This is a genomic window from Nocardioides carbamazepini (genome assembly GCF_024614185.1).
GTDB lineage: Bacteria > Actinomycetota > Actinomycetes > Propionibacteriales > Nocardioidaceae > Nocardioides > Nocardioides carbamazepini.
Window position 1 is genome coordinate 36,702 of the sequence record NZ_JAHTLF010000003.1, and the last position, 18,216, is coordinate 54,917.

Genomic DNA, 18,216 nt, shown 5'->3' on the forward strand with positions numbered 1-18,216 from the left:
ATCTGAACGTGACGAAAGGCACATCGATGTCCCTCTCGACCAGTGCTCCCGCTGAGGCGGCTGCAGTCGACCGCACCCCCGCGATCACGCTGCGCGGCCTTCGCAAGACCTTCGGTGACGTCGTCGCGGTCGACGCCGTCGACCTCGACATCGCCGACGGCGAGTTCTTCTCGATGCTCGGCCCGTCGGGCTCGGGCAAGACCACCGTGCTGCGGCTGATCGCCGGCTTCGAGCAGGCCAGCGCCGGCACCGTCGAGCTCGGCGGCGTCGACGTCACGCGCTCCGCGCCCTTCGAGCGCGACGTCCACACGGTGTTCCAGGACTACGCGCTCTTCCCGCACATGAGCGTCCTCGACAACGTCGGCTACGGCCTGCGCGTGCGCGGACTCGGCAAGAAGGAGCGTCGCGAGCGCGCCCAGCAGGCGCTCGACACGGTCCGGCTCGGCCACCTCGGCGCCCGGCGGCCGGCGCAGCTGTCCGGCGGCCAGCGCCAGCGGGTCGCCCTGGCGCGAGCCATCGTGCTCCAGCCGCGGGTGCTGCTCCTCGACGAGCCGCTCGGCGCCCTCGACCTCAAGCTGCGCGAGCAGATGCAGGTCGAGCTCAAGCAGCTCCAGCGCGAGCTCGGCATCACCTTCGTGTTCGTCACCCACGACCAGGAGGAGGCGCTCACCCTCAGCGACCGGATCGCCGTCTTCGACGCCGGCCGCATCCAGCAGCTCGGCAGCCCGCGCGAGATCTACGAGAGCCCCGCCTCGGCGTACGTCGCCGGGTTCGTCGGCACCACGAACCTCTTCGACTCCGCGACCTCCCAGCGGATCCTCGGGGTGGCCGGCGAGCACGCCGTCCGGCCCGAGCGGCTCCGGCTCTCCGCGGGCACGGAGCCCGACAGCGAGGGGAGTGCCCGCCCCGACGAGGTCCGCCTCGAGGCGGTGGTCGTCGAGACGATCTACCTCGGCACCGGCAACCGCGTGCACCTGCGCACCTCCGACGGCGTCGAGCTGGTCGCGCTCGAGCAGTCGACCGGCTCGCTCGACACCCGCGAGCACCGCGGCGAGGACGTCACCGTCCGGTTCGCCCGCGCCGACGTGGTCCCGCTCGCGGCCGGCTCCTGAGCCGCGCCCAGCCCCGTGCTCCCACGCACCTGCAACCCCACCAGTCTCCGTCCCAACCAGAAGGGGAGAACCCGATGAAGAACACCCTCCGGAGAGGCCGCGTCGCCACGGCCTGCCTGACCCTGCTCTCGGTGTCCGTGCTGAGTGCCTGCGGCAGTGGCGACGACGACAAGAAGACCGAGGCCGTCGAGAAGGTCGGCAAGGCCGAGGGCCAGGTCTCGATCCTCGCGTGGCCCGGCTACGTCGAGGACGGCAGCAACGACCCCGCCGTCGACTGGGTCTCCGCCTTCGAGAAGGACACCGGCTGCGAGGTGACCAGCAAGGTCTACGGCACCTCCGACGAGGCGCTCAACCTCGCCAAGTCCGGTGAGTACGACGTGATCGCGGCCTCTGGCGACCTGTCGCTGCGGCTCATCGCGTCCGACGAGGCCCAGGCGATCAACACCGACCTGGTGCCCAACTACGAGAACGTCTACGACTTCCTCAAGGACACCGAGTGGAACTCGGCGGACGGCAAGAACTACGGCGTCCCGCACGGCTATGGCGCGAACCTCTTGATGTTCAACAAGAAGAACTTCGCCGAGGCGCCGACCTCGTGGGGCGCCGTCTTCGACAAGGAGCAGCTCGCGGCCAACAAGGGCAAGGTGACGGCGTACGACTCGCCGATCTACATCGCCGACGCCGCGCTGTACCTCATGAAGACCCAGCCCGACCTCGGCATCGAGAACCCCTACGCGCTGGACGAGGACCAGCTCGACGCGGCCGTGGCCCTGCTCAAGGAGCAGCGCCAGTACGTCGGCGAGTACTGGTCGGACTACCTCAAGGAGGTCCAGGCCTTCGAGACCGGCGACTCGGTCGTCGGCACCACCTGGCAGGTGATCAAGAACAGCATCGAGAACCCGGACGTCGACGTCACGCTGCCCACCGAGGGCGCCACCGCGTGGAACGACACCTGGATGCTGTCGTCGCAGGCCAAGAACCCCAACTGCGCCTACAAGTGGATGGACTACATCCTCAGCCCCGAGGCCAACGCCCAGGCGACCGAGTACTTCGGCGAGGCGCCCAACAGCCCCGAGGCCTGCGCGCAGACGACCGACCCGAAGCACTGCGAGACGTTCCACGCCGGTGACGAGGAGTACGCGAAGCAGCTGTGGTTCTGGCGGACCCCGATCGAGAAGTGCCTCGACGGTCGGACCGACGTGCAGTGCACCAACTACGCCCAGTGGACCGAGGCGTGGACGGAGATCAAGGGCTGATCATGTCCGTCACGTCCCGCGCTCCCGACGCCCGGAACGACCAGGCCCCGGCCCCCGCGCTGCGGGGGCCGGTGGCCCGGCCGGGCTCCCGGCTGCTGCACCGGATGGTGTGGCTGCGCCTCTCCCTCCTGCTCTCCGCGCCGCTCGCCTGGATGCTGCTGGTCTACGTCGTCGCGCTGGTGGCCCTGCTGATCACCTCGCTGTGGTCGGTCGACAGCCTCAGCAGTGAGATCGACCGCTCGTGGACGCTGGAGAACTTCCGCACGCTCCTCGAGAACGAGGTCTACCGCAATGTCGCGCTCCGCACCGTCGGCGTCGCGGTCGCGGTGACCGTGATCGACGTGGCGATCGCGCTGCCGATCGCCTTCTACATGGCCAAGGTCGCCTCGCCGCGGGCGCGCCGGATGCTGGTGGTCGCGGTGCTCACCCCGCTGTGGGCCAGCTACCTGGTCAAGGTCTTCTCGTGGCGGGTGGTGCTGTCCGAGGGCGGCCTGGCCGAGTGGAGCGGGCTCGGCTCGCCGGGCTACGGCCTCACCGCCGTCGTGATCACGCAGGCCTACATCTGGCTGCCGTACGTCATCCTGCCGATCTTCGCCGCGCTGGAGCGGGTCCCCGACTCGCTGCTCGAGGCGGCCGGCGACCTCGGTGCCCCCACCGGCATGGTGCTGCGCTCGATCGTGATGCCGCTGCTCGTCCCCGGCATCGTGGCCGGCGCGATCTTCAGCTTCTCGCTGACGATGGGCGACTACATCACCGTCAACATCGTCGGCGGGGCCAACCAGATGCTCGGCAACCTCATCTTCATCAACGCCGGCGCGGCCAACAACCTGCCGCTCGCGGCGGCGATCGCGATGATCCCGATCGCGGTGATGGTCGTGCTGCTGACCGCGATCCGCCGCACGGGCGCACTGGAGAACATGTGATGACCCTCAGTCCTCTGTCCCGCAAGGTCCTGGCCGGCCTCACCTTCGGCGTGCTCGCGCTGATCTACCTGCCCCTGCTCGTCGTCGTCGCCAACTCGGTGAACCCGAGCCAGTCGATGACCTGGCCGCCGCGAGGCGTCACCTTCGAGTGGTGGGAGCGGGCGGCGCACAGCTCCGGTGTCCGCGAGGCCCTGGTGACCAGCCTGCAGGTGGCGGCGATCGCGACCCTGCTGGCGCTCGTCCTCGGCACCCTGCTGGCCCTGGCGCTGCAGCGGTACTCGTTCTTCGGCAAGAGCTCGGTCAACCTGCTGGTGATCCTCCCGATCGCGCTGCCGGGCGTCGTCACGGGCATCGCGCTCAACAACGGCTTCAAGGGCATCCTCGGCGTCGACCTGTCGATCTGGACGATCGTGATCGCCCACGCGACGTTCTGCATCGTCACCGTCTTCAACAACGTGCAGGCGCGGCTGCGCCGGCTGGGCACCAGCCTCGAGGAGGCCTCGTCCGACCTCGGCGCCGGCGTGTTCACGACCTTCCGGCTGGTCACGCTCCCACAGCTGCGCTCGGCCCTTCTCGCCGGTGGCATGCTGGCCTTTGCACTGAGCTTCGACGAGATCATCGTGACCACGTTCACCGCCGGCAACGGCGCCAACACCCTGCCCATCTGGATCCTCAACAACATGTTCCGCCCCAACCAGGCGCCGGTGGTCAACGTCGTCGCCGTGGTGCTGATCGTGTTCTCGATCCTCCCCGTCTGGCTCGCGCAGCGACTGTCCTCGGACGTCGAAGCCGCCCACTGACCCACCGCTGTCCCTCCCGAAGGAGTCTCACCCCATGACCGAGTACGCCGTCCGCAACCCCGCGACAGGGGAGCTGGTCGAGACCTTCCCGACCGCCACCGACGCCGACATCGCCGCCGCGATCGACGCGGCCTCCGCGGCGTACGGCTCCTGGGGCCGCACCTCCGGCGTCGCCGAGCGCGCGGCCCTGGTCCGCCGGGTCGCCGAGCTGCACCGCGAGCGCAGCGCCGAGCTGTCCGCCGCGATGGTGGAGGAGATGGGCAAGCCGCTCGCCGACGCCGAGGGCGAGGTCGACTTCTCCGCCTCGATCTACGAGTTCTACGCCGACAACGCCGAGCGCTTCCTCGCCGACGAGCCGATCGAGCTCGGCGAGGGCGAGGGCACCGCGGTCATCCGCCGGACGCCGGTCGGCGTCCTGCTCGGGATCATGCCGTGGAACTTCCCCGTCTACCAGATCGCCCGCTTCGCCGGCCCGAACCTGGTCACCGGCAACACGATCCTGCTCAAGCACGCCCCGCAGTGCCCGCGGTCCGCCGCGCTGCAGGAGCAGATCTTCCGCGATGCGGGCTTCCCCGAGGGTGCCTACGTCAACATCTATGCCACCAACGAGCAGATCGCCGACGTCATCGCCGACCCGCGCGTCCAGGGTGTCTCGCTGACCGGCTCCGAGCGGGCCGGCGCGGCCGTCGCCGAGATCGCCGGGCGCAACCTCAAGAAGGTCGTCCTCGAGCTCGGCGGCTCCGACCCGTTCATCGTGCTGTCCTCCGACGACCTCGACGCCACCGTCGAGGCCGCGGTCTTCGCGCGCATGGACAACGCCGGCCAGGTCTGCAACGGCGGCAAGCGGTTCATCGTCGTCGACGGCCTGTACGACGACTTCGTCTCCCGCTTCACCGAGAAGCTGCTCGAGGCCTCCGGCGGCTCGCCGCTCTCCTCGGTCACCGCCGCGGACAACCTGGACAAGCAGGTCGGCGAGGCCGTCGCCGGCGGCGCGACGCTCGCCACCGCGGGCGAGCGCGAAGGCGCGTTCTACCCCAGCGGCGTGCTGTCGGGCATCACCACCGAGAACCCGGCGTACCACCAGGAGCTCTTCGGCCCGGTCGCCATGGTCTTCCGCGCGAGCGACGAGGACGACGCGGTGCGGATCGCCAACGACACGCCCTACGGCCTCGGCTCCTACGTCTTCTCCACCGACGCCGCCCAGGCCCAGCGCGTCGCCGACCAGATCGAGGCCGGCATGGTCTTCGTCAACGGGGTCGGCCTCGACGCCGCCGAGCTGCCCTTCGGCGGCGTCAAGCGCTCCGGCTTCGGTCGCGAGCTGAGCCGCTACGGCATGGAGGAGTTCGTCAACAAGAAGCTGATCCGCACGGCCGGCTGACGTCGGAGCGGGGGTCAGGCTCCGTCGCGCACCCGGCGAAGGGGGTCGGGCTGGTAGGAGCCCTCTTCGCCGGAGGTGTCGCGATAGCGGGCGCTGAGCAGGTCGACGAGGCCGGGCACGTCCTCGAGCGCGAGCTGGAAGGTGCCCGTGCAGACGTTGTCGCGCCACAGCGAGAGCACGACGACGTCGGCCTCGGAATGCCAGCTCACCCGCAGCGCGCGGCCGTCGCCGCGGGGGTCCAGGTAGGCCGCGCCCGCGCTCGGAAGGGGTGGGTGCACCCGGCGCATGCCCCATGATGCGCCGGGATGTGCCGAACTGTCACCGGTTTCGCCGGACCGGTGGCCCGGCAGCCGGGTCAGCCCTCCTGCGGCGGGCAGAGGCAGAACGGGTGGCCGTCGGGGTCGAGCAGGACCCGCCAGGAGCCGCCGACGCCGGCGGCCGGCTGCGTCTCGGCGACGGTGGCGCCGAGCGAGGTCGCGTGCTCGGTGGCCGCCTCCAGGTCGGGGACCCGGAAGTCGAGATGGAACTGCTGCGGGTGCTCCTGGCCGGGCCACTGCGGGCGGGAGAAGTCCTTGACGGTCTGGAAGTTGAAGGTCGCGCCGAGGACGGAGGCCGAGGCGTACCCGTACTCCGGGTAGTCCCCGGTCACCTCGCCGCCGGTCAGGTCGGCGTAGAAGCGGGCCAGCGCGGCGGCATCGGCGGTGTCGATGGTGAAGGCGATGAGCTCGGTGACAGGAGTGGTCATCTGCCCACCCTGCCTCGTGGCACCGACACCCGTCTTGAAGATTCCCGACAGTCGGCCGTGTCTCTGCGATGACACGGCAGCGCGCTGCCGTCGCGCGTCTCGGCCGTGCTGCCGACATAATCCGACACATGCGCTGGCAGCCGGACGGACCGCTCGACGTGGTCGAGGCCGCGCAGCTGCGCGACGTCCGGGGGTTCAGTCCCTCGCTGCGGCGCTATGCCCCGCCGCCGTCGCTCGCGGACGCCGTCCGCCGGTTCTGGGTGCCGGTCTGGTCCCTGGAGCCGGGGACGACCTCGGTGCAGCGGGTGCTCCAGTACCCCGTGTGCCAGGTCGTGGTCGGCCCTGCCGGCGGACAGCTGGTCGGGCCGCACGCCGGACTGAGCACCGAGGAGCTGAGCGGGTCCGGTTGGGCCGTCGGCGTGATGATGCAGCCCGCCGCCGGGCTCGCGCTGGTCGGCGGCCCGGTCGCGGAGCTGACCAACGAGCGACGTGACCTCGCGACCGTCTCCGGTCTCGACGCGGCGGGCCTGGTCGCGGCGGTCCGCGCCGCGCTCGGCGACGACCCCGCCGAGATCGCCCGCCAGCGGGAGGCGTGTGCGCTGGTGGCCGAGGCGCTCGCCGTACTCGCACCGGTGGACGACGAGGGTCGCCTGGTCAACGCCGTCGTCGAGTACGTCGAGGGCGACCGCGAGGTGCAGCGGGTCTCGCAGGTGTGCGCCAAGTTCGACCTCGGGGAGCGTGCGCTGCAGCGGCTGACCCGGCGCCGCATCGGGCTCTCCCCGAAGTGGCTGGTCCAGCGGCGCCGGCTGCACGACGCGGCGGAGCTGCTGCGGGCCGGTTCGGCCGTCGACCTGGCCCGGGTGGCCGCCGAGCTGGGGTACGCCGACCAGGCGCACTTCACCCGCGACTTCCGCTCCGCCACCGGCCTCACGCCGGGGGAGTTCAGCGCGGAGCCCGGTCCGGTCGGTCCGGAGCGAGGGTGAGCTCGAGCCGGGGGAGCACCCGGCCGGGGATCGAGCCGGACGCAACGGCGCCCACACGGACCGCTCCCGCAGCCAGGTAGAACGCCTCGGCGTTGGGGTCGGCGTCGATGCTGAGCGACGCGAAGCCGGCTGCTCGGGCCTCGTCGAGGAGGTCGGTGATCAGGGCGCGGCCGACGCCCCGGCCGATCAGGTCGGGGTCGACGAACATCATGCCGACGGTGCCGTTCGGCGGCCGTCCCTCGAGGGTGCGGAAGCCCACGATCCGGCCGTCGACCTCGGCGACGACCGCGCGGCGGTCGGTCAGCTCCTCGTCGCGCACGGTCAGCTCGTCGCGACACGCTGCCAGGAAGGCGGCGTCGTAGCCCCAGTGGCCCTTCGAGCGCAGCGCGAGCGTCGTCAGTGCGGCGCCCTCGTCGGGTCCGGCCGGGCGGAGCCGGGGTGCGGCGCTCATGCGAGCTCCCGCAGGTAGCAGAGCATCCGGTAGTCCTCGCCGGGCTGGATGTTCGTGAACCCGTGCCGCTCGTAGAAGCGCCGGGTGTCGACGTCGACCTCGTCGACGTTGATGTGCACCTCGATCCCGCCGCGCCGCTCGACCTCCGCAACCGCCGTGGTGAGCAGGACGGTGCCGATGCCCCGGTCCCGCAGGGTCGGCACGACGTACAGCTCCTCGAGCTGGCCGAGCGGTCCGTCGCCGTACGGCGTGGGGCGCAGGGTGAGGTAGCCGAAGCCGGTCGCGGCGCCGGTGGCCCGGTCCTCGGTGAGCACGACGAACACGTCGGGGCGGGCCAGCAGGGAGGTGAACCGGTCGCCGAAGTCGGCCGCGCTCGGCGTGGGCGACCCGAACTCGGTGTTGAAGTCGAAGAGGAGCCCGCCGACGACGTACGCGTCGGCGGGAGTGGCGAGCCGGACGGCCGGCGTCGCGGGCAGGTCGGTCATGCGAACCACGCCTTCGTCAGCGAGCCGATCACGCCGGTGAGGCGCTCGGCGGTGAACCGGCCGGGGTCGGCGAGGACCAGCCGGCCGAAGTGGTCGAGCAGGGCGAGGATGCCGTGGGAGAGCACCTCGGCATCGGCCGGCTCGCCGAGCACGCCCGCGACGAGCTGCTCGATCACCGCCCGGACCCGCTCGCGGTCACCTTCTATCCGCTCCCGCACGACGTCGGGGACCGTGACCGGCGAGGCCAGGATCGCCCGCCAGGTGACGGGGTCGGCGAGCACCATCGCGTGCAGGGCGGGAACGGCGCGCTCGACCACCGCGACCGGGTCGTCGCCGGCGGCGTCGAGGGGGAGGGCGGCGAAGAGCTGGGTCAGGGCACGCTCCTGCTGGCGGTCGAGGAGGGTCGTCAGCAGCGGGCCGAGCCCGTCGAAGGCGCCGTAGACGACCGGACGCGTGACGCCGACCTCGCGGGCGACCGCGTCGATCGAGACGCCGTCGTACCCGTCGCGGTCGATGATGGTGAGCGCCGCGTCGAGGAGCTGCTCGCGGCGCTCGACCATCGGCACGCGCGGTGCGTACGGGCGTCGCTTGCGGGCCGGCTCGGGCATGGCGTCCACTCTAGGGTTCCATTTACTACAGTTGTGTAGCATTCTAGGCCCATGGCGACCAGCAAGCGCACGCGCGACATCACGCCCGCCGAGGACTACGGCTTCTTCGGCCCCGAGTCGGTGGCCTGGAAGGTCTGGGGCTATCCGACGTCGCTGACGATCGGCTTCAGCCGGGCGGTCGTGGTCGAGGAGCTCGACCCGAACCTGGTGGCGTCGGTCGACCGCACCCAGGACATCTACCGACGGCCGAAGACCCGCTACGACCGCACGATCCACTACTTCGCCCTCGTCGCGTTCGGCGACAGCCGGACCACCGCGCGCGCGGCGGACGTCCTGGTCAAGGTGCACAGCAAGGCGATCGGCACCGAGCCCTACGGAGGCGGCCGGTACGACGCCAACGACCCCGACTCGCAGCTGTGGATCCTCGTCACCGGCTGGCACTCGGTCCTGAAGGCCTACGAGATGTACGGCCCCGGGCGGCTGTCCGAGGCCGACGAGGCGCAGTACTGGGCGGAGTGTGCCCGGGCCGCCGAGCTGCAGACCTGCTCGCCCGACGACGTCCCGCGCTCGCGGGCCGAGCTGCACGCCTACTACGAGCGGATGCGGCCGGTGATGTCCGGCTCGCCGATCGCCCGCCGGGCGATGGCGCACCTGATGGACGTCAGCCAGCTCGCCGACGACGTGCCCCTGGTGGCGCGCCCCGCCCGCTGGGTGATCGGCCGGTTCTTCCGCGCCGGCGTGATCGCGACCCTGCCGCACTGGATGCGGGAGATGGGCGATGTGACCCAGCCGCGGGCCGTGGACCTCGTCACGCGGCCGGTGCTGCGCGCCACCTTCGCCGGGATCTCGACGAGCAAGCGGCTCCAGCTGCGGATCCTCGGTCTGCTGTCCCCCAGTACGGTCCCGGTGGTCGCGCCGATCCTGCTCGGCGTGCCACCGGTGACCCCGGAGCTGCTCACGCCCACCCAGGCGCAGGAGCGGTACGGGTACGACCGGCCTGCCGAGGCACACCTCGCCTGGCGCGCGAAGCAGCACGACAAGGTCTTCGGCCGCGGCGAGGCGCCCAGCGACGCCGGACTCGTCGAGTCGGAGCCGGTGCTCGGGCGCCTGGCCTGAGTCGGCCCGCCCGAGTGACCCCACCCGCGTCGTACCCGAAGGAGAGCCCGTGGGCCTCAACCCCGTCGCCGACATCCTCAAGCGCACCGACAAGGTGCTCAAGAACGCCGAGGCCGCGCTGGGCAACGTCGACGCCACGCTGGTCGACGTCGACGGCAAGCTGAGCACCGTGGACGCCACGCTCGCCGAGACCCGCGACGTGCTGGGACAGGTGCAGACGCTGCTCGGCGACCTCAACGACAAGCTGGTCCTGCTCGACGAGGTGCCGGAGCTCAAGGCGAAGCTCGACGCCGTGCTCGCCGCCGTCCAGCGGGGCTGACGCCCTCGCGTCGGCCGACCGCGCGACGAGTGCGCACGGCGGGTGCGCACGACGGGTCCGGCGGTTGACAGGCGAGCGTTCCCGGGTTCTAAATTGGAAGCGTGACTATTTTAGAGGAGAGGTGGCGTCCCCGGATCGTCGCCGACGGTCCCGTCGTCGACCTGACCCGGGGCCGGCGATGAACGTCGTGGTGGTCGGCGGCGGCCTGGCCGCGGCCAACGCGGTCGCCGAGCTGCGGAGCCAGGGCCACACCGGCGACATCGTGGTCGCCGCGGAGGAGCCGCACGCGCCGTACGAGCGCCCGCCGCTCTCCAAGGGCATCCTGCTCGGCTCGGCCGAGCCGGACGCGGCGTTCGTCCACCCCCGGGACTGGTACGACGAGCAGCAGGTCGACCTGCGCATCGGGACCGTCGCGACCGGGATCGACCTGGACCGGCGGCGGGTGCGGCTCGGGGCGGAGGAGCTGGCCTACGACCGGCTGCTGCTCGCGACCGGCGCCACCCCGCGCCGGCTCCCGATGGCCGACGCGTCGGGCGCGCCGGTGCGGTACCTGCGCACCCTCGACGACGCCCTGGTCCTGCGAGACGGTCTGACCGAGGGTGCCCGGGTCGCGATCATCGGTGCCGGCTGGATCGGGCTCGAGGTCGCCTCCGCCGCCCGGCAGCGCGGGGCCGAGGTGACGGTCCTCGAGGCGGCACCGCTCCCGCTCCGGCGGGTGCTCGGCGACGAGCTCGCCACGGTCTTCGCGGACCTGCACCGTGAGCACGGCGTGGATCTGCGTCTCGGTGTCCGCGTCGCCGGCGTCGAGCACGACCACGGCAAGGCGGTCGTCCATGTCGAGGACGGCCGGCCGGTCGTCGCCGACCTGCTGCTGGTCGCGGTCGGTGTCACGCCCGCGGACGCGCTCGCCGCGCAGTCCGGCCTCGCGGTCGACAACGGGATCCTGGTCGACGCCCGGCTGCGCACTCCGGACCCGCACGTCTTCGCCGCCGGCGATGTCGCCCACCACGACCACCCCGCGCTCGGCACCCGGGTCCGCGTCGAGCACTGGGACACCGCCATCCACCAGGGCCGGCACGCCGCGCGGGTCATGCTCGGCGCCGACGAGCCCTACACCCGGCTGCCGTACTTCTTCACCGACCAGTACGACCTCGGGATGGAGTACGTCGGCCACGTCGACGCGGCCGCCGGGTACGACGCCCTCGTGGTCCGCGGCGACCTCGCCGCCCGGCACGCCAGCGTGCTGTGGCTCCGCGGCGACCGGGTGATCGCCGGCATGCACCTCAACGACTGGGACGCGATCGACCCGCTGCGCGCCGTGGTCGGCGGTCCGGCCACCGATGCCGTGCGGGACCCCTCGGTGCCGCTGGCCGACCTCGCCTGAGGCTGGTCTGACCAGTTCTCATTGGGCAGAGACTGCATGCCCCGGGCCCGAAATTGCACGGTTTGGTCCCAAACCGCAGCACTTTCCGCGCCGGTTCGCCCGCCCCCGGGCCGCCTCGGAGCAGCTCGGGCTCAGCCCGCGTGGTGCCGGGCATGCAGCGCCCGCACCCGCTCGGCGTACTCCTCGACCGGCCCGTCCACGGGCAGCCCGGGAGCGACCTCGGCGATCCGGAGCGCGGCGACCGGGGAGGCGGGCAGGCCCAGCTCGGCGTACCACTGCACGAGCTGGGGCGTCGACGTCGCGAAGACGATCCGGCCCAGGCCGGCCCAGGCGTGCGCGGCCGAGCACATCGCGCAGTGCTCGCCGGACGTGTAGACGGTCAACGAAGCACGTTCGGCTACCGGCACCTGAGCCGCCGCCCACAGGGCGATCGCGAGCTCGGGATGCCGGGTGCCGTCACCTCCGCTGACGTGGTTGTGGTCCTCCATCAGCACGGTGCCGTCGGCGGCGACGAGCACCGAGCCGAACGGCTCGTCGCCGGCGGCCACGGCCGCCTCGGCGAGCTCGACGCAGCGGTCCAGGTGACGGCGGTCGTCGGCGGAGATGGTCATCGGGAGTGCCTCCTCAGGCTCGGATGATGCGGCGCTCGATCGCGGCCGCGACGGCGCCGGCCCGGGTGTCGACGCCGAGCTTCGTGTAGATGTGCGAGAGGTGCGACTTCACCGTCGCCTCGGAGACGAACAGCTCGCGCGCCATCTCCTTGTTGCCGAGCCCGCGGGAGAGGAGCTCGAGCACCTCGACCTCGCGCTCGGTGATGGAGACGGCGCCGGGGGTCGTGCGCCGCACGAGGGTCGCCGCCACCGACGGGGCGAGTACGGTCTCCCCGCGCGCGGTGGCGCGGATCCCGGCGAACAGCTCGTCGGGTGGCGCGTCCTTGAGCAGGTAGCCACGCGCACCGGCCTCCAGCGCCCGCAGGATGTCGGACTCGGTGTCGTACGTCGTCAGCACCAGCACCTCCGGCGGCGCGGCCAGTGCTCGCAGCGCCGCGGTCACCTCGGCACCGCCGGCCTCGCCGTCGCCGAGGCTCAGGTCCATCAGCACGACGTCGGGCCGGTCCGCCTGCACGACGACGACGGCGCGATCGAGCCCGTCGGCCTCGCCGACGACGGACAGGTCGTCCTGCCCCTCGACCAGGGCGCGCAGCCCGGCACGGACCACCGGGTGGTCGTCGACCAGCACGATCCGGATCATCGTTCCTCCTCCTGGCGCACGGGGAAGCGGACCGACACGGTCGTGCCCTCCCCGGGAGCGCTCTCGACGTCGGCGCGCCCGCCCAGTGCCTCGGCCCGGTCGCGGATGCCGGCCAGCCCCCGTCCGCGGGTACCGGACGGACGCACCTGGTGCCCGAGGTCGACCTGGTCGAAGCCGTGGCCGTCGTCGCGTACGTCGAGCACCACCTCGTCCACGTGGTAGGTCAGGGTCAGCGCCACCCGGCCGGCACCGGCGTGCTCGCGGACGTTGGCGAGCGCGCCGCGAGCGGTGCGCACCAGCGCCGCCGCCACCTCGGCGGGGACGATGACGGGCTCGCCGTCGACGCGGACCTCGATCCGCATGCCGGGCACCGCCTGCGCGAGCTGGTCGGCCGCGCGGCGCAGGGCGGCGGGCAGCGCGGTGCCGGTGACGTCGCCGGCCAGGTCGGCGGGGGCCAGGTCGCGCACGACGCGGCGCACCTCGTCGAGGCCGTCGCGGGCGGTCGCCGCGGCGGTGCGGACGTGCTCGCGGGCCGCAGCCGGCTGGGTGGACCAGGCCCGCTCGGCCGCCTGGAGCAGCAGGTTGATGCTGGACAGGCCCTGTCCCACGGAGTCGTGGATCTCCCGCGAGAGGCGGGTCCGCTCGGCGAGGGCGCCGGTGCGGTGCTGCTCCTCGGCCAGCTCGGCCTGGGCCTCGACCAGCTGGTCGAGCAGGTCCTGCCTGGCCCGCGACTCGAGGTCCAGCGCGCGGTAGGCCAGCACGGTGACCAGCCCGACGCCGATCGGCCCGGCGACCTGGACCGGGTCGAAGCCGGTCGTGATCCGCTGCCAGGCGGCGGTCAGCAGCACGGTCATCAGCACCACCGTGCCGACCGCCCACGCGAAGGGCAGCACCCGCAGCACCGCGAAGGCGACCGGGACCGCGCACCACGCGAAGGACGGTGCCACCGCGGTCAGCGCGCCCCACAGGACGACCATGCCGGTGACCCACACGGTCGGCCACCAGCTCCGGTCGGCCAGCAGCCCGCGGGTGGCGTAGGCGAGGCCGAGCACGAGCGCGCCGGCCAGGACGGCGACCCCGGCCGCGTCGAGGGCGTGCCGGTCGACGTACCGCACCGCGCAGGTCACGAGCAGGACCACCAGGACGACGAGCAGCCATCGGTCGAGGCGGCTCGCCGGGGCGAGGATGCCGTGCTCGCCGGGGCGGCGGGCGGGCTGGAGGACGGACATGACGGGACCAGCGTAGGGAGGATGGGGCGAGGACGGCATCAACCGATTGGCTATCGGGCGGTAGCCGGCTGCCCGACGTGCGGGCCCCGGTCGACGCCGCAGAGTGGTGGACATGAAGCGCAACCACCTCATCACCAGCTCCCTGCTCGTCGCGACCGCCGCCACCGCGAGCCTCACCGGTCTCGCCGGTACGACGGCCGCCACCGCCGCGGACCGCGACCACGGCCGCGCCGCGAGCTACCTGCTCACCGGCGACCCGGTCGACGCGAACAACCCGGCCGGCTCGAAGTTCGAGGGCATCGGCGCCGACGAGAAGCGCGGCCGCTTCTACGTCAGCGAGGTGACCGGCGGCGAGCTCCACCGCGGCACGGTCGGCACCGCTCGGACGCGCGAGTGGATCGCCGGCAACGGCACCGACGGCCGGTTCACCGCCCGCGGCGTCACCGTCGACGCCAAGGGCCGCGTCTACGTCGCCGGCGGCCCCAACGGCATCAGCAACGGCGGCCCCAACGGCATCGACCCGGCGGGCACCGACAACGCGGCCCGCCCGGACCTGTGGGTCTACTCGAAGTCGGGCAGGCTCCTCGCCGCCCTGCAGATCCCGGGCAAGCCGGTGTTCCTCAACGACGTCGCGATCGGCCCCGACGGTGCGGCGTACTTCACCAACTCCAAGGACGCCGAGATCTACCGGGTAGCCCAGGACAAGTTGGGCTGGGGCGTGAGGCTCTGGGCCGACGCCAGCGACAGGATCGCCGGCCAGCCCGGCTTCAACCTCGGCGGCATCGTCGTCAGCGAGGACCAGAAGGCGCTGGTCGTCGCGCAGGGCAACACCGGCCGCCTGTGGCGCTTCTCGCTGGCGACCGGCAAGGTCAGCCAGGTCAGGACCGGCGGCGCCGACCTCACCGACGCCGACGGCCTGGTCCTGCAGGGCGACCGCCTCACCGTCGTGCGCAACTTCAAGAGGCAGGTCGCGACGCTGCGCCTGTCCGCCGACGGCCGCAAGGCGAAGCTGATCCGCCAGCGCGCCACCTCACCGGACCGCGTGCTCACGACCGCCAAGGAGCTCCGCGGCCAGATCCTGTACGTCGACAGCAAGTTCGACGAGCAGATCGCCTCCGGTCCCTACGAGGTCATCGCGGACCCGACCCGATGAGGCGCCGGCTCGTCGTGGCCCTCCCGCTCGCGCTCGTCCTGGGCGCGTGCGGGGGCGGTGACCCCGCCGGTACGGCGGACCCGTCCGCCGGCGGGGATCGCACGACGAGCCCGGCGGCCACGCCCTCCGGCCCGGCCACGCCCTCCGAGCCGGCCTCGGCCGGTTCGGAGGCCCCTGCCGTCCCGCAGGCCGAGCTCGACCAGCGGCTCCGCGATGCTGCCTGGGCCGACGACGTGAAGGCTGCCCGCAGACTCGTGCGGCAGGGCGCCGACGTCAACGCCAAGGATGACACCGAGCAGTCGGCGTACCTCGTCGCCACCAGCGAGGGACACCTCGAGCTGCTGCGCCTGACGCTGCGCAACGGAGCGGAGATCGACGACAAGGACAGCTGGAACGGCACCGGCCTGATCCGGGCCGCCGAGCGCGGCCACGGTCTCGTCGTCGGTGAGCTGCTCCGGGCCGGCATCGACCGCGACCACGTGAACCGGATCGGCTACCAGGCGATCCACGAGGCGGTCTGGCTCGGCGAGGACACGCCGTCCTATGCCACGACCGTGCGGGTGCTGGCCGCCGGCGGCGTCCAGCTCGACGCGGTCTCGCCATCGGCGGGACTGACCCCGCTGCAGATGGCCCGCGAGCGCGGGTACGACGGCCTGGAGAGGATCCTGAGCACCGTGACCACCGCCGACCTGCCTGCCGACGCCGACGCCGCGCTGCTGCGCGCAGCCCGCACCGGCGACGCCGACGCCGTGGCCGTCGCGCTCCGGGCGGGCGCCGACATCGAGGCCCGGGACGACCACGAGCGCACCGCGCTCCTGCTGGCGTCGACGTACGACCACGTCGCCGTGGCCGAGGTCCTCGTGGCGATGGGCGCAGACCCCGACGCCCTCGACGACCGCCACGACACCCCGTGGCTGGTCACCGGCGTGACCGGCAGCGTCGCGATGCTCGAGGCGCTGCTCCCGGCCGAGCCGGACCTGTCGATCGAGAACCGGTACGGCGGCCTCTCGCCCATCCCCGCCGGGGAGCGCGGCCACGTCGACTACATCCGCCGGGTCGTGGAGACCGGGGTCGACATCGACCACGTCAACGACCTCGGCTGGACCGCGATGCTCGAGGCGATCATCCTCGGCGACGGCAGCGAGCCGTACCAGGAGATCGTCCGGGTCCTTCTCGCCGCCGGCGCCGACCCGGCCATCACCGACCGCGAGGGCGTCACGCCGCTGCGGCACGCCGAGCGGCGCGGGTACGACGAGATCGCGGCCCGGTTGCGCGGCTGACCGACGTCGGGGAGGGCGCCCGTTCGGGTAGCACGACGGCCCCGGCCACTGCGACGGCTACCGTGTCCGGGGTGCCCTTCTCCTGCACCGGTCCCGTGATCGAGTGGCGCGGACCCGCGCCCTTCGTCTTCCTCGCCGTCCCCGACGAGGAGAGCGAGGACATCAAGGAGGCCGCTCGCGGGCTGGAGTACTGGGGGCAGGTGGCGGTCGACGTCCGGATCGGTGCCACCGGCTTCCGCACGGCACTCTTCCCCAAGGACGGGCGCTACCTGGTGCCGCTGCGCGTCGCCGTACGCCGAGCCGAGGGGATCGAGGTCGGACAGGAGCTGACCGCCGAGCTGGAGCTGGCCTCGAGGAACGGGACGGAGGACTGACGTGCCCGTCACCCTCGCCCATCCGGCCGCCGTCCTGCCGCTGCGGGGCCTGGGGCTGCCCCTGTCGGCGATGGTCATCGGCTCCATGGTCCCGGACCTGCCGGTGCTCGCGCGGACCTGGGCGCTCTACGACTTCACCCACAGCCCGCTGGGGATCGTGACCGTCGACCTCGCTGTCACGGTCGTGCTGCTGGCGTTCTGGGACCGGTGGGGTCGCGACGCGCTCGTCGACACGACACCCGCCCTCGTCCGGGACCGGCTCCCGAGCCGAGCCCGGATCGGCCGCGGCGCCTGGCTGCTCGCGCCGCTCGCCGCGGTCCTCGGGTCGATGACCCACGTCGTCTGGGACGCCTTCACCCACCCGGGCCGCTGGGGCGTGCGGCAGGTCGGGTGGCTGCAGGAGACGCACGGTCCGCTGCCCGGTCAGCAGTGGGCGCAGTTCGCGTCGGGGATCGTCGGCCTGCTGGTGACCGCGCTGGCGATCGTGCTGCACGTTCGCCGCTCCCGGGGAGGTACGCCGCGGTCGCGGCGGCTCCCCGCCGCGACGCTGCCGGCCGGGTTCGCCGTCGCGACGGCGGTCTCGCTCGCCGCCGGACTCGTCAACCTCGATGCCGGCTGGCATGCCGCCGCCTTCGACGCGGCGGTCGCCGGGATCCTCGCGTTGGCGGCGCTGGTGCTGCTCGTGGCGCTGGCCTGGCGCCTGGCCGGGGAGGCTTCCGCCGGGGAGGCAGCCGCCGGGGAGGCAGCCGCCGGGGAGGTCAGCGACCGGGCCGGTCCCTGAGCGCGACCGGCGGCCCGGCGTACGACTCCAGGGCGGCGCGCACCGCGTCCGAGACCGGCCATGCCGAGCCGGCCGCGGTGTCCCAGAACACCGTGGAGGTCTCGGCCACGACGGCCGGGGCGTGGTCCGGCGCGACCCGCAGCTCGAGGGAGACCGCGCAGGAGGACCGTCCGACGTGGCTGACCCAGATCCGGACCAGGAAGGGCTGGAAGGCGACGAAGCGCATCTCGGAGTGGTAGTCGACGCGCTGCGCGCCGACCAGCTCGGCGACGCCGGACGGGAGGTCGCGGAGCAGGCCGCGGCGCTCGTTGTCCGCGGTCAGCACCGCGTGCCGGAAGAACAGCAGCCGGGCCTCGTCGAGCACCCGCAGCGCCTCCACGTTGTCGACGTGGCCGCCGAGGTTGATGTCGCGCATCCGCGCCTGGATCTCGCAGTCGAAGACGTCGCCCACGGGTCGCATCCTCCCAGGCGGGTGCACCGACACGTGTAACTACCGGTTGTTGCCACTGCCGTACCCGTAGACCGGTGCGGTAGTGGCAACGACAGATAGTTACAGCTGCCGTCGGCTCGGCAAATGCGCGTCAAGCG

The 18,216-nt window shown here is 72.6% G+C and carries 22 protein-coding genes; 13 read left to right on the top strand and 9 right to left on the bottom strand.

Annotation, left to right across the window (positions count from 1 at the left end):
- The first annotated feature begins 26 nt into the window (after positions 1 to 26).
- From KVF89_RS00770 to KVF89_RS00790, 5 genes are all read left to right on the top strand, one after another.
- Positions 27 to 1,112, top strand: a complete 1,086-nt coding sequence (locus KVF89_RS00770) for an ABC transporter ATP-binding protein (RefSeq protein ID WP_257422588.1) — start codon at positions 27 to 29, stop codon at positions 1,110 to 1,112.
- A gap of 74 nt (positions 1,113 to 1,186) precedes the next feature.
- Entirely contained in the window at positions 1,187 to 2,368 is a 1,182-nt protein-coding gene (locus KVF89_RS00775) for an extracellular solute-binding protein (protein WP_257422589.1), read from the top strand.
- Positions 2,369 to 2,370: 2 nt separating this feature from the next.
- Positions 2,371 to 3,291: an ABC transporter permease gene (locus tag KVF89_RS00780; protein ID WP_257422590.1), complete on the top strand. Its 921-nt coding sequence runs from the start codon at positions 2,371 to 2,373 to the stop codon at positions 3,289 to 3,291.
- Complete coding sequence (locus KVF89_RS00785) at positions 3,291 to 4,091, top strand: ABC transporter permease (protein ID WP_257422591.1); 801 nt, start codon at positions 3,291 to 3,293, stop codon at positions 4,089 to 4,091. Before KVF89_RS00780 ends, KVF89_RS00785 begins: the two co-directional genes overlap by 1 nt.
- 34 nt (positions 4,092 to 4,125) lie before the next feature.
- Positions 4,126 to 5,469 (top strand): NAD-dependent succinate-semialdehyde dehydrogenase, encoded by a 1,344-nt coding sequence (locus KVF89_RS00790; RefSeq protein WP_257422592.1) that lies wholly within the window; start codon positions 4,126 to 4,128, stop codon positions 5,467 to 5,469.
- Between the two features lie 14 nt (positions 5,470 to 5,483).
- Here KVF89_RS00790 and KVF89_RS00795 read toward each other — a convergent pair whose 3' ends face one another.
- Together KVF89_RS00795 and KVF89_RS00800 are read right to left on the bottom strand one after the other, a co-directional pair.
- A complete protein-coding gene (locus tag KVF89_RS00795) occupies positions 5,484 to 5,756 on the bottom strand; it encodes a hypothetical protein (RefSeq protein ID WP_257422593.1) in 273 nt (90 codons plus the stop codon).
- Positions 5,757 to 5,824: 68 nt separating this feature from the next.
- Entirely contained in the window at positions 5,825 to 6,214 is a 390-nt protein-coding gene (locus tag KVF89_RS00800; RefSeq protein ID WP_257422594.1) for a VOC family protein, read from the bottom strand.
- Positions 6,215 to 6,342: 128 nt separating this feature from the next.
- Between KVF89_RS00800 and KVF89_RS00805 the strand changes: the two genes are divergently transcribed.
- Entirely contained in the window at positions 6,343 to 7,197 is an 855-nt protein-coding gene (locus KVF89_RS00805) for a helix-turn-helix domain-containing protein (RefSeq protein ID WP_257422595.1), read from the top strand.
- On the opposite strand, the gene KVF89_RS00810 is transcribed toward KVF89_RS00805, so the two are convergent.
- The 3 genes from KVF89_RS00810 to KVF89_RS00820 are packed head-to-tail and all read right to left on the bottom strand — an operon-like array spanning position 7,157 to position 8,741.
- A complete protein-coding gene (locus KVF89_RS00810) occupies positions 7,157 to 7,648 on the bottom strand; it encodes a GNAT family N-acetyltransferase (protein WP_257422596.1) in 492 nt (163 codons plus the stop codon). The genes KVF89_RS00805 and KVF89_RS00810 overlap by 41 nt on opposite strands.
- Positions 7,645 to 8,124, bottom strand: coding sequence for a GNAT family N-acetyltransferase (locus tag KVF89_RS00815; protein ID WP_372497838.1), 480 nt, complete (start codon positions 8,122 to 8,124; stop codon positions 7,645 to 7,647). Before KVF89_RS00815 ends, KVF89_RS00810 begins: the two co-directional genes overlap by 4 nt.
- Positions 8,125 to 8,129: 5 nt before the next feature.
- Entirely contained in the window at positions 8,130 to 8,741 is a 612-nt protein-coding gene (locus tag KVF89_RS00820; RefSeq protein WP_257422598.1) for a TetR/AcrR family transcriptional regulator, read from the bottom strand.
- A gap of 51 nt (positions 8,742 to 8,792) precedes the next feature.
- Here KVF89_RS00820 and KVF89_RS00825 point away from each other — a divergent pair, with 51 nt between their 5' ends.
- The 3 genes from KVF89_RS00825 to KVF89_RS00835 all read left to right on the top strand — a co-directional run bounded on the left by KVF89_RS00825 (position 8,793) and on the right by KVF89_RS00835 (position 11,560).
- A complete protein-coding gene (locus tag KVF89_RS00825) occupies positions 8,793 to 9,857 on the top strand; it encodes an oxygenase MpaB family protein (RefSeq protein ID WP_257422599.1) in 1,065 nt (354 codons plus the stop codon).
- Between the two features lie 49 nt (positions 9,858 to 9,906).
- The gene (locus KVF89_RS00830; protein ID WP_257422600.1) at positions 9,907 to 10,176 is read left to right on the top strand and encodes a hypothetical protein; all 270 of its coding nucleotides are present in this window, start codon (positions 9,907 to 9,909) and stop codon (positions 10,174 to 10,176) included.
- 178 nt (positions 10,177 to 10,354) lie between these two features.
- Positions 10,355 to 11,560, top strand: coding sequence for an NAD(P)/FAD-dependent oxidoreductase (locus KVF89_RS00835; RefSeq protein ID WP_257422601.1), 1,206 nt, complete (start codon positions 10,355 to 10,357; stop codon positions 11,558 to 11,560).
- A 131-nt stretch (positions 11,561 to 11,691) separates the two neighbouring features.
- Here the strand turns inward: KVF89_RS00835 and KVF89_RS00840 are convergent, their stop codons facing one another.
- From KVF89_RS00840 to KVF89_RS00850, 3 genes are read right to left on the bottom strand one after another with little or no spacing between them, the layout of a single operon-like run.
- Complete coding sequence (locus tag KVF89_RS00840; RefSeq protein ID WP_257422602.1) at positions 11,692 to 12,171, bottom strand: nucleoside deaminase; 480 nt, start codon at positions 12,169 to 12,171, stop codon at positions 11,692 to 11,694.
- Between the two features lie 13 nt (positions 12,172 to 12,184).
- On the bottom strand, positions 12,185 to 12,811 hold the full coding sequence (locus tag KVF89_RS00845) for a response regulator (RefSeq protein ID WP_257422603.1): 627 nt from the start codon (positions 12,809 to 12,811) through the stop codon (positions 12,185 to 12,187).
- Positions 12,808 to 14,040 carry a sensor histidine kinase gene (locus tag KVF89_RS00850; protein ID WP_257422604.1) on the bottom strand — a complete coding sequence of 411 codons (1,233 nt, stop codon included), beginning with the start codon at positions 14,038 to 14,040 and terminating at the stop codon, positions 12,808 to 12,810. Before KVF89_RS00850 ends, KVF89_RS00845 begins: the two co-directional genes overlap by 4 nt.
- Before the next feature lie 112 nt (positions 14,041 to 14,152).
- On the opposite strand from KVF89_RS00850, the gene KVF89_RS00855 reads away from it, so the two are divergent.
- The 4 genes from KVF89_RS00855 (at position 14,153) to KVF89_RS00870 (ending at position 17,628) form a co-directional block, all read left to right on the top strand.
- Entirely contained in the window at positions 14,153 to 15,193 is a 1,041-nt protein-coding gene (locus KVF89_RS00855) for an SMP-30/gluconolactonase/LRE family protein (protein WP_257422605.1), read from the top strand.
- The gene (locus KVF89_RS00860) at positions 15,190 to 16,473 is read left to right on the top strand and encodes an ankyrin repeat domain-containing protein (protein ID WP_257422606.1); all 1,284 of its coding nucleotides are present in this window, start codon (positions 15,190 to 15,192) and stop codon (positions 16,471 to 16,473) included. The genes KVF89_RS00855 and KVF89_RS00860 overlap by 4 nt, the downstream gene beginning before the upstream one ends.
- A gap of 71 nt (positions 16,474 to 16,544) precedes the next feature.
- The gene (locus KVF89_RS00865) at positions 16,545 to 16,847 is read left to right on the top strand and encodes a DUF1905 domain-containing protein (RefSeq protein ID WP_257422607.1); all 303 of its coding nucleotides are present in this window, start codon (positions 16,545 to 16,547) and stop codon (positions 16,845 to 16,847) included.
- A gap of 1 nt (position 16,848) precedes the next feature.
- Complete coding sequence (locus KVF89_RS00870) at positions 16,849 to 17,628, top strand: DUF4184 family protein (protein WP_257422608.1); 780 nt, start codon at positions 16,849 to 16,851, stop codon at positions 17,626 to 17,628.
- On the opposite strand, the gene KVF89_RS00875 is transcribed toward KVF89_RS00870, so the two are convergent.
- On the bottom strand, positions 17,606 to 18,079 hold the full coding sequence (locus tag KVF89_RS00875; RefSeq protein ID WP_257422609.1) for an acyl-CoA thioesterase: 474 nt from the start codon (positions 18,077 to 18,079) through the stop codon (positions 17,606 to 17,608). The two genes, KVF89_RS00870 and KVF89_RS00875, sit on opposite strands and share 23 nt — an antisense overlap.
- Between the last annotated feature and the right edge of the window lie 137 nt (positions 18,080 to 18,216).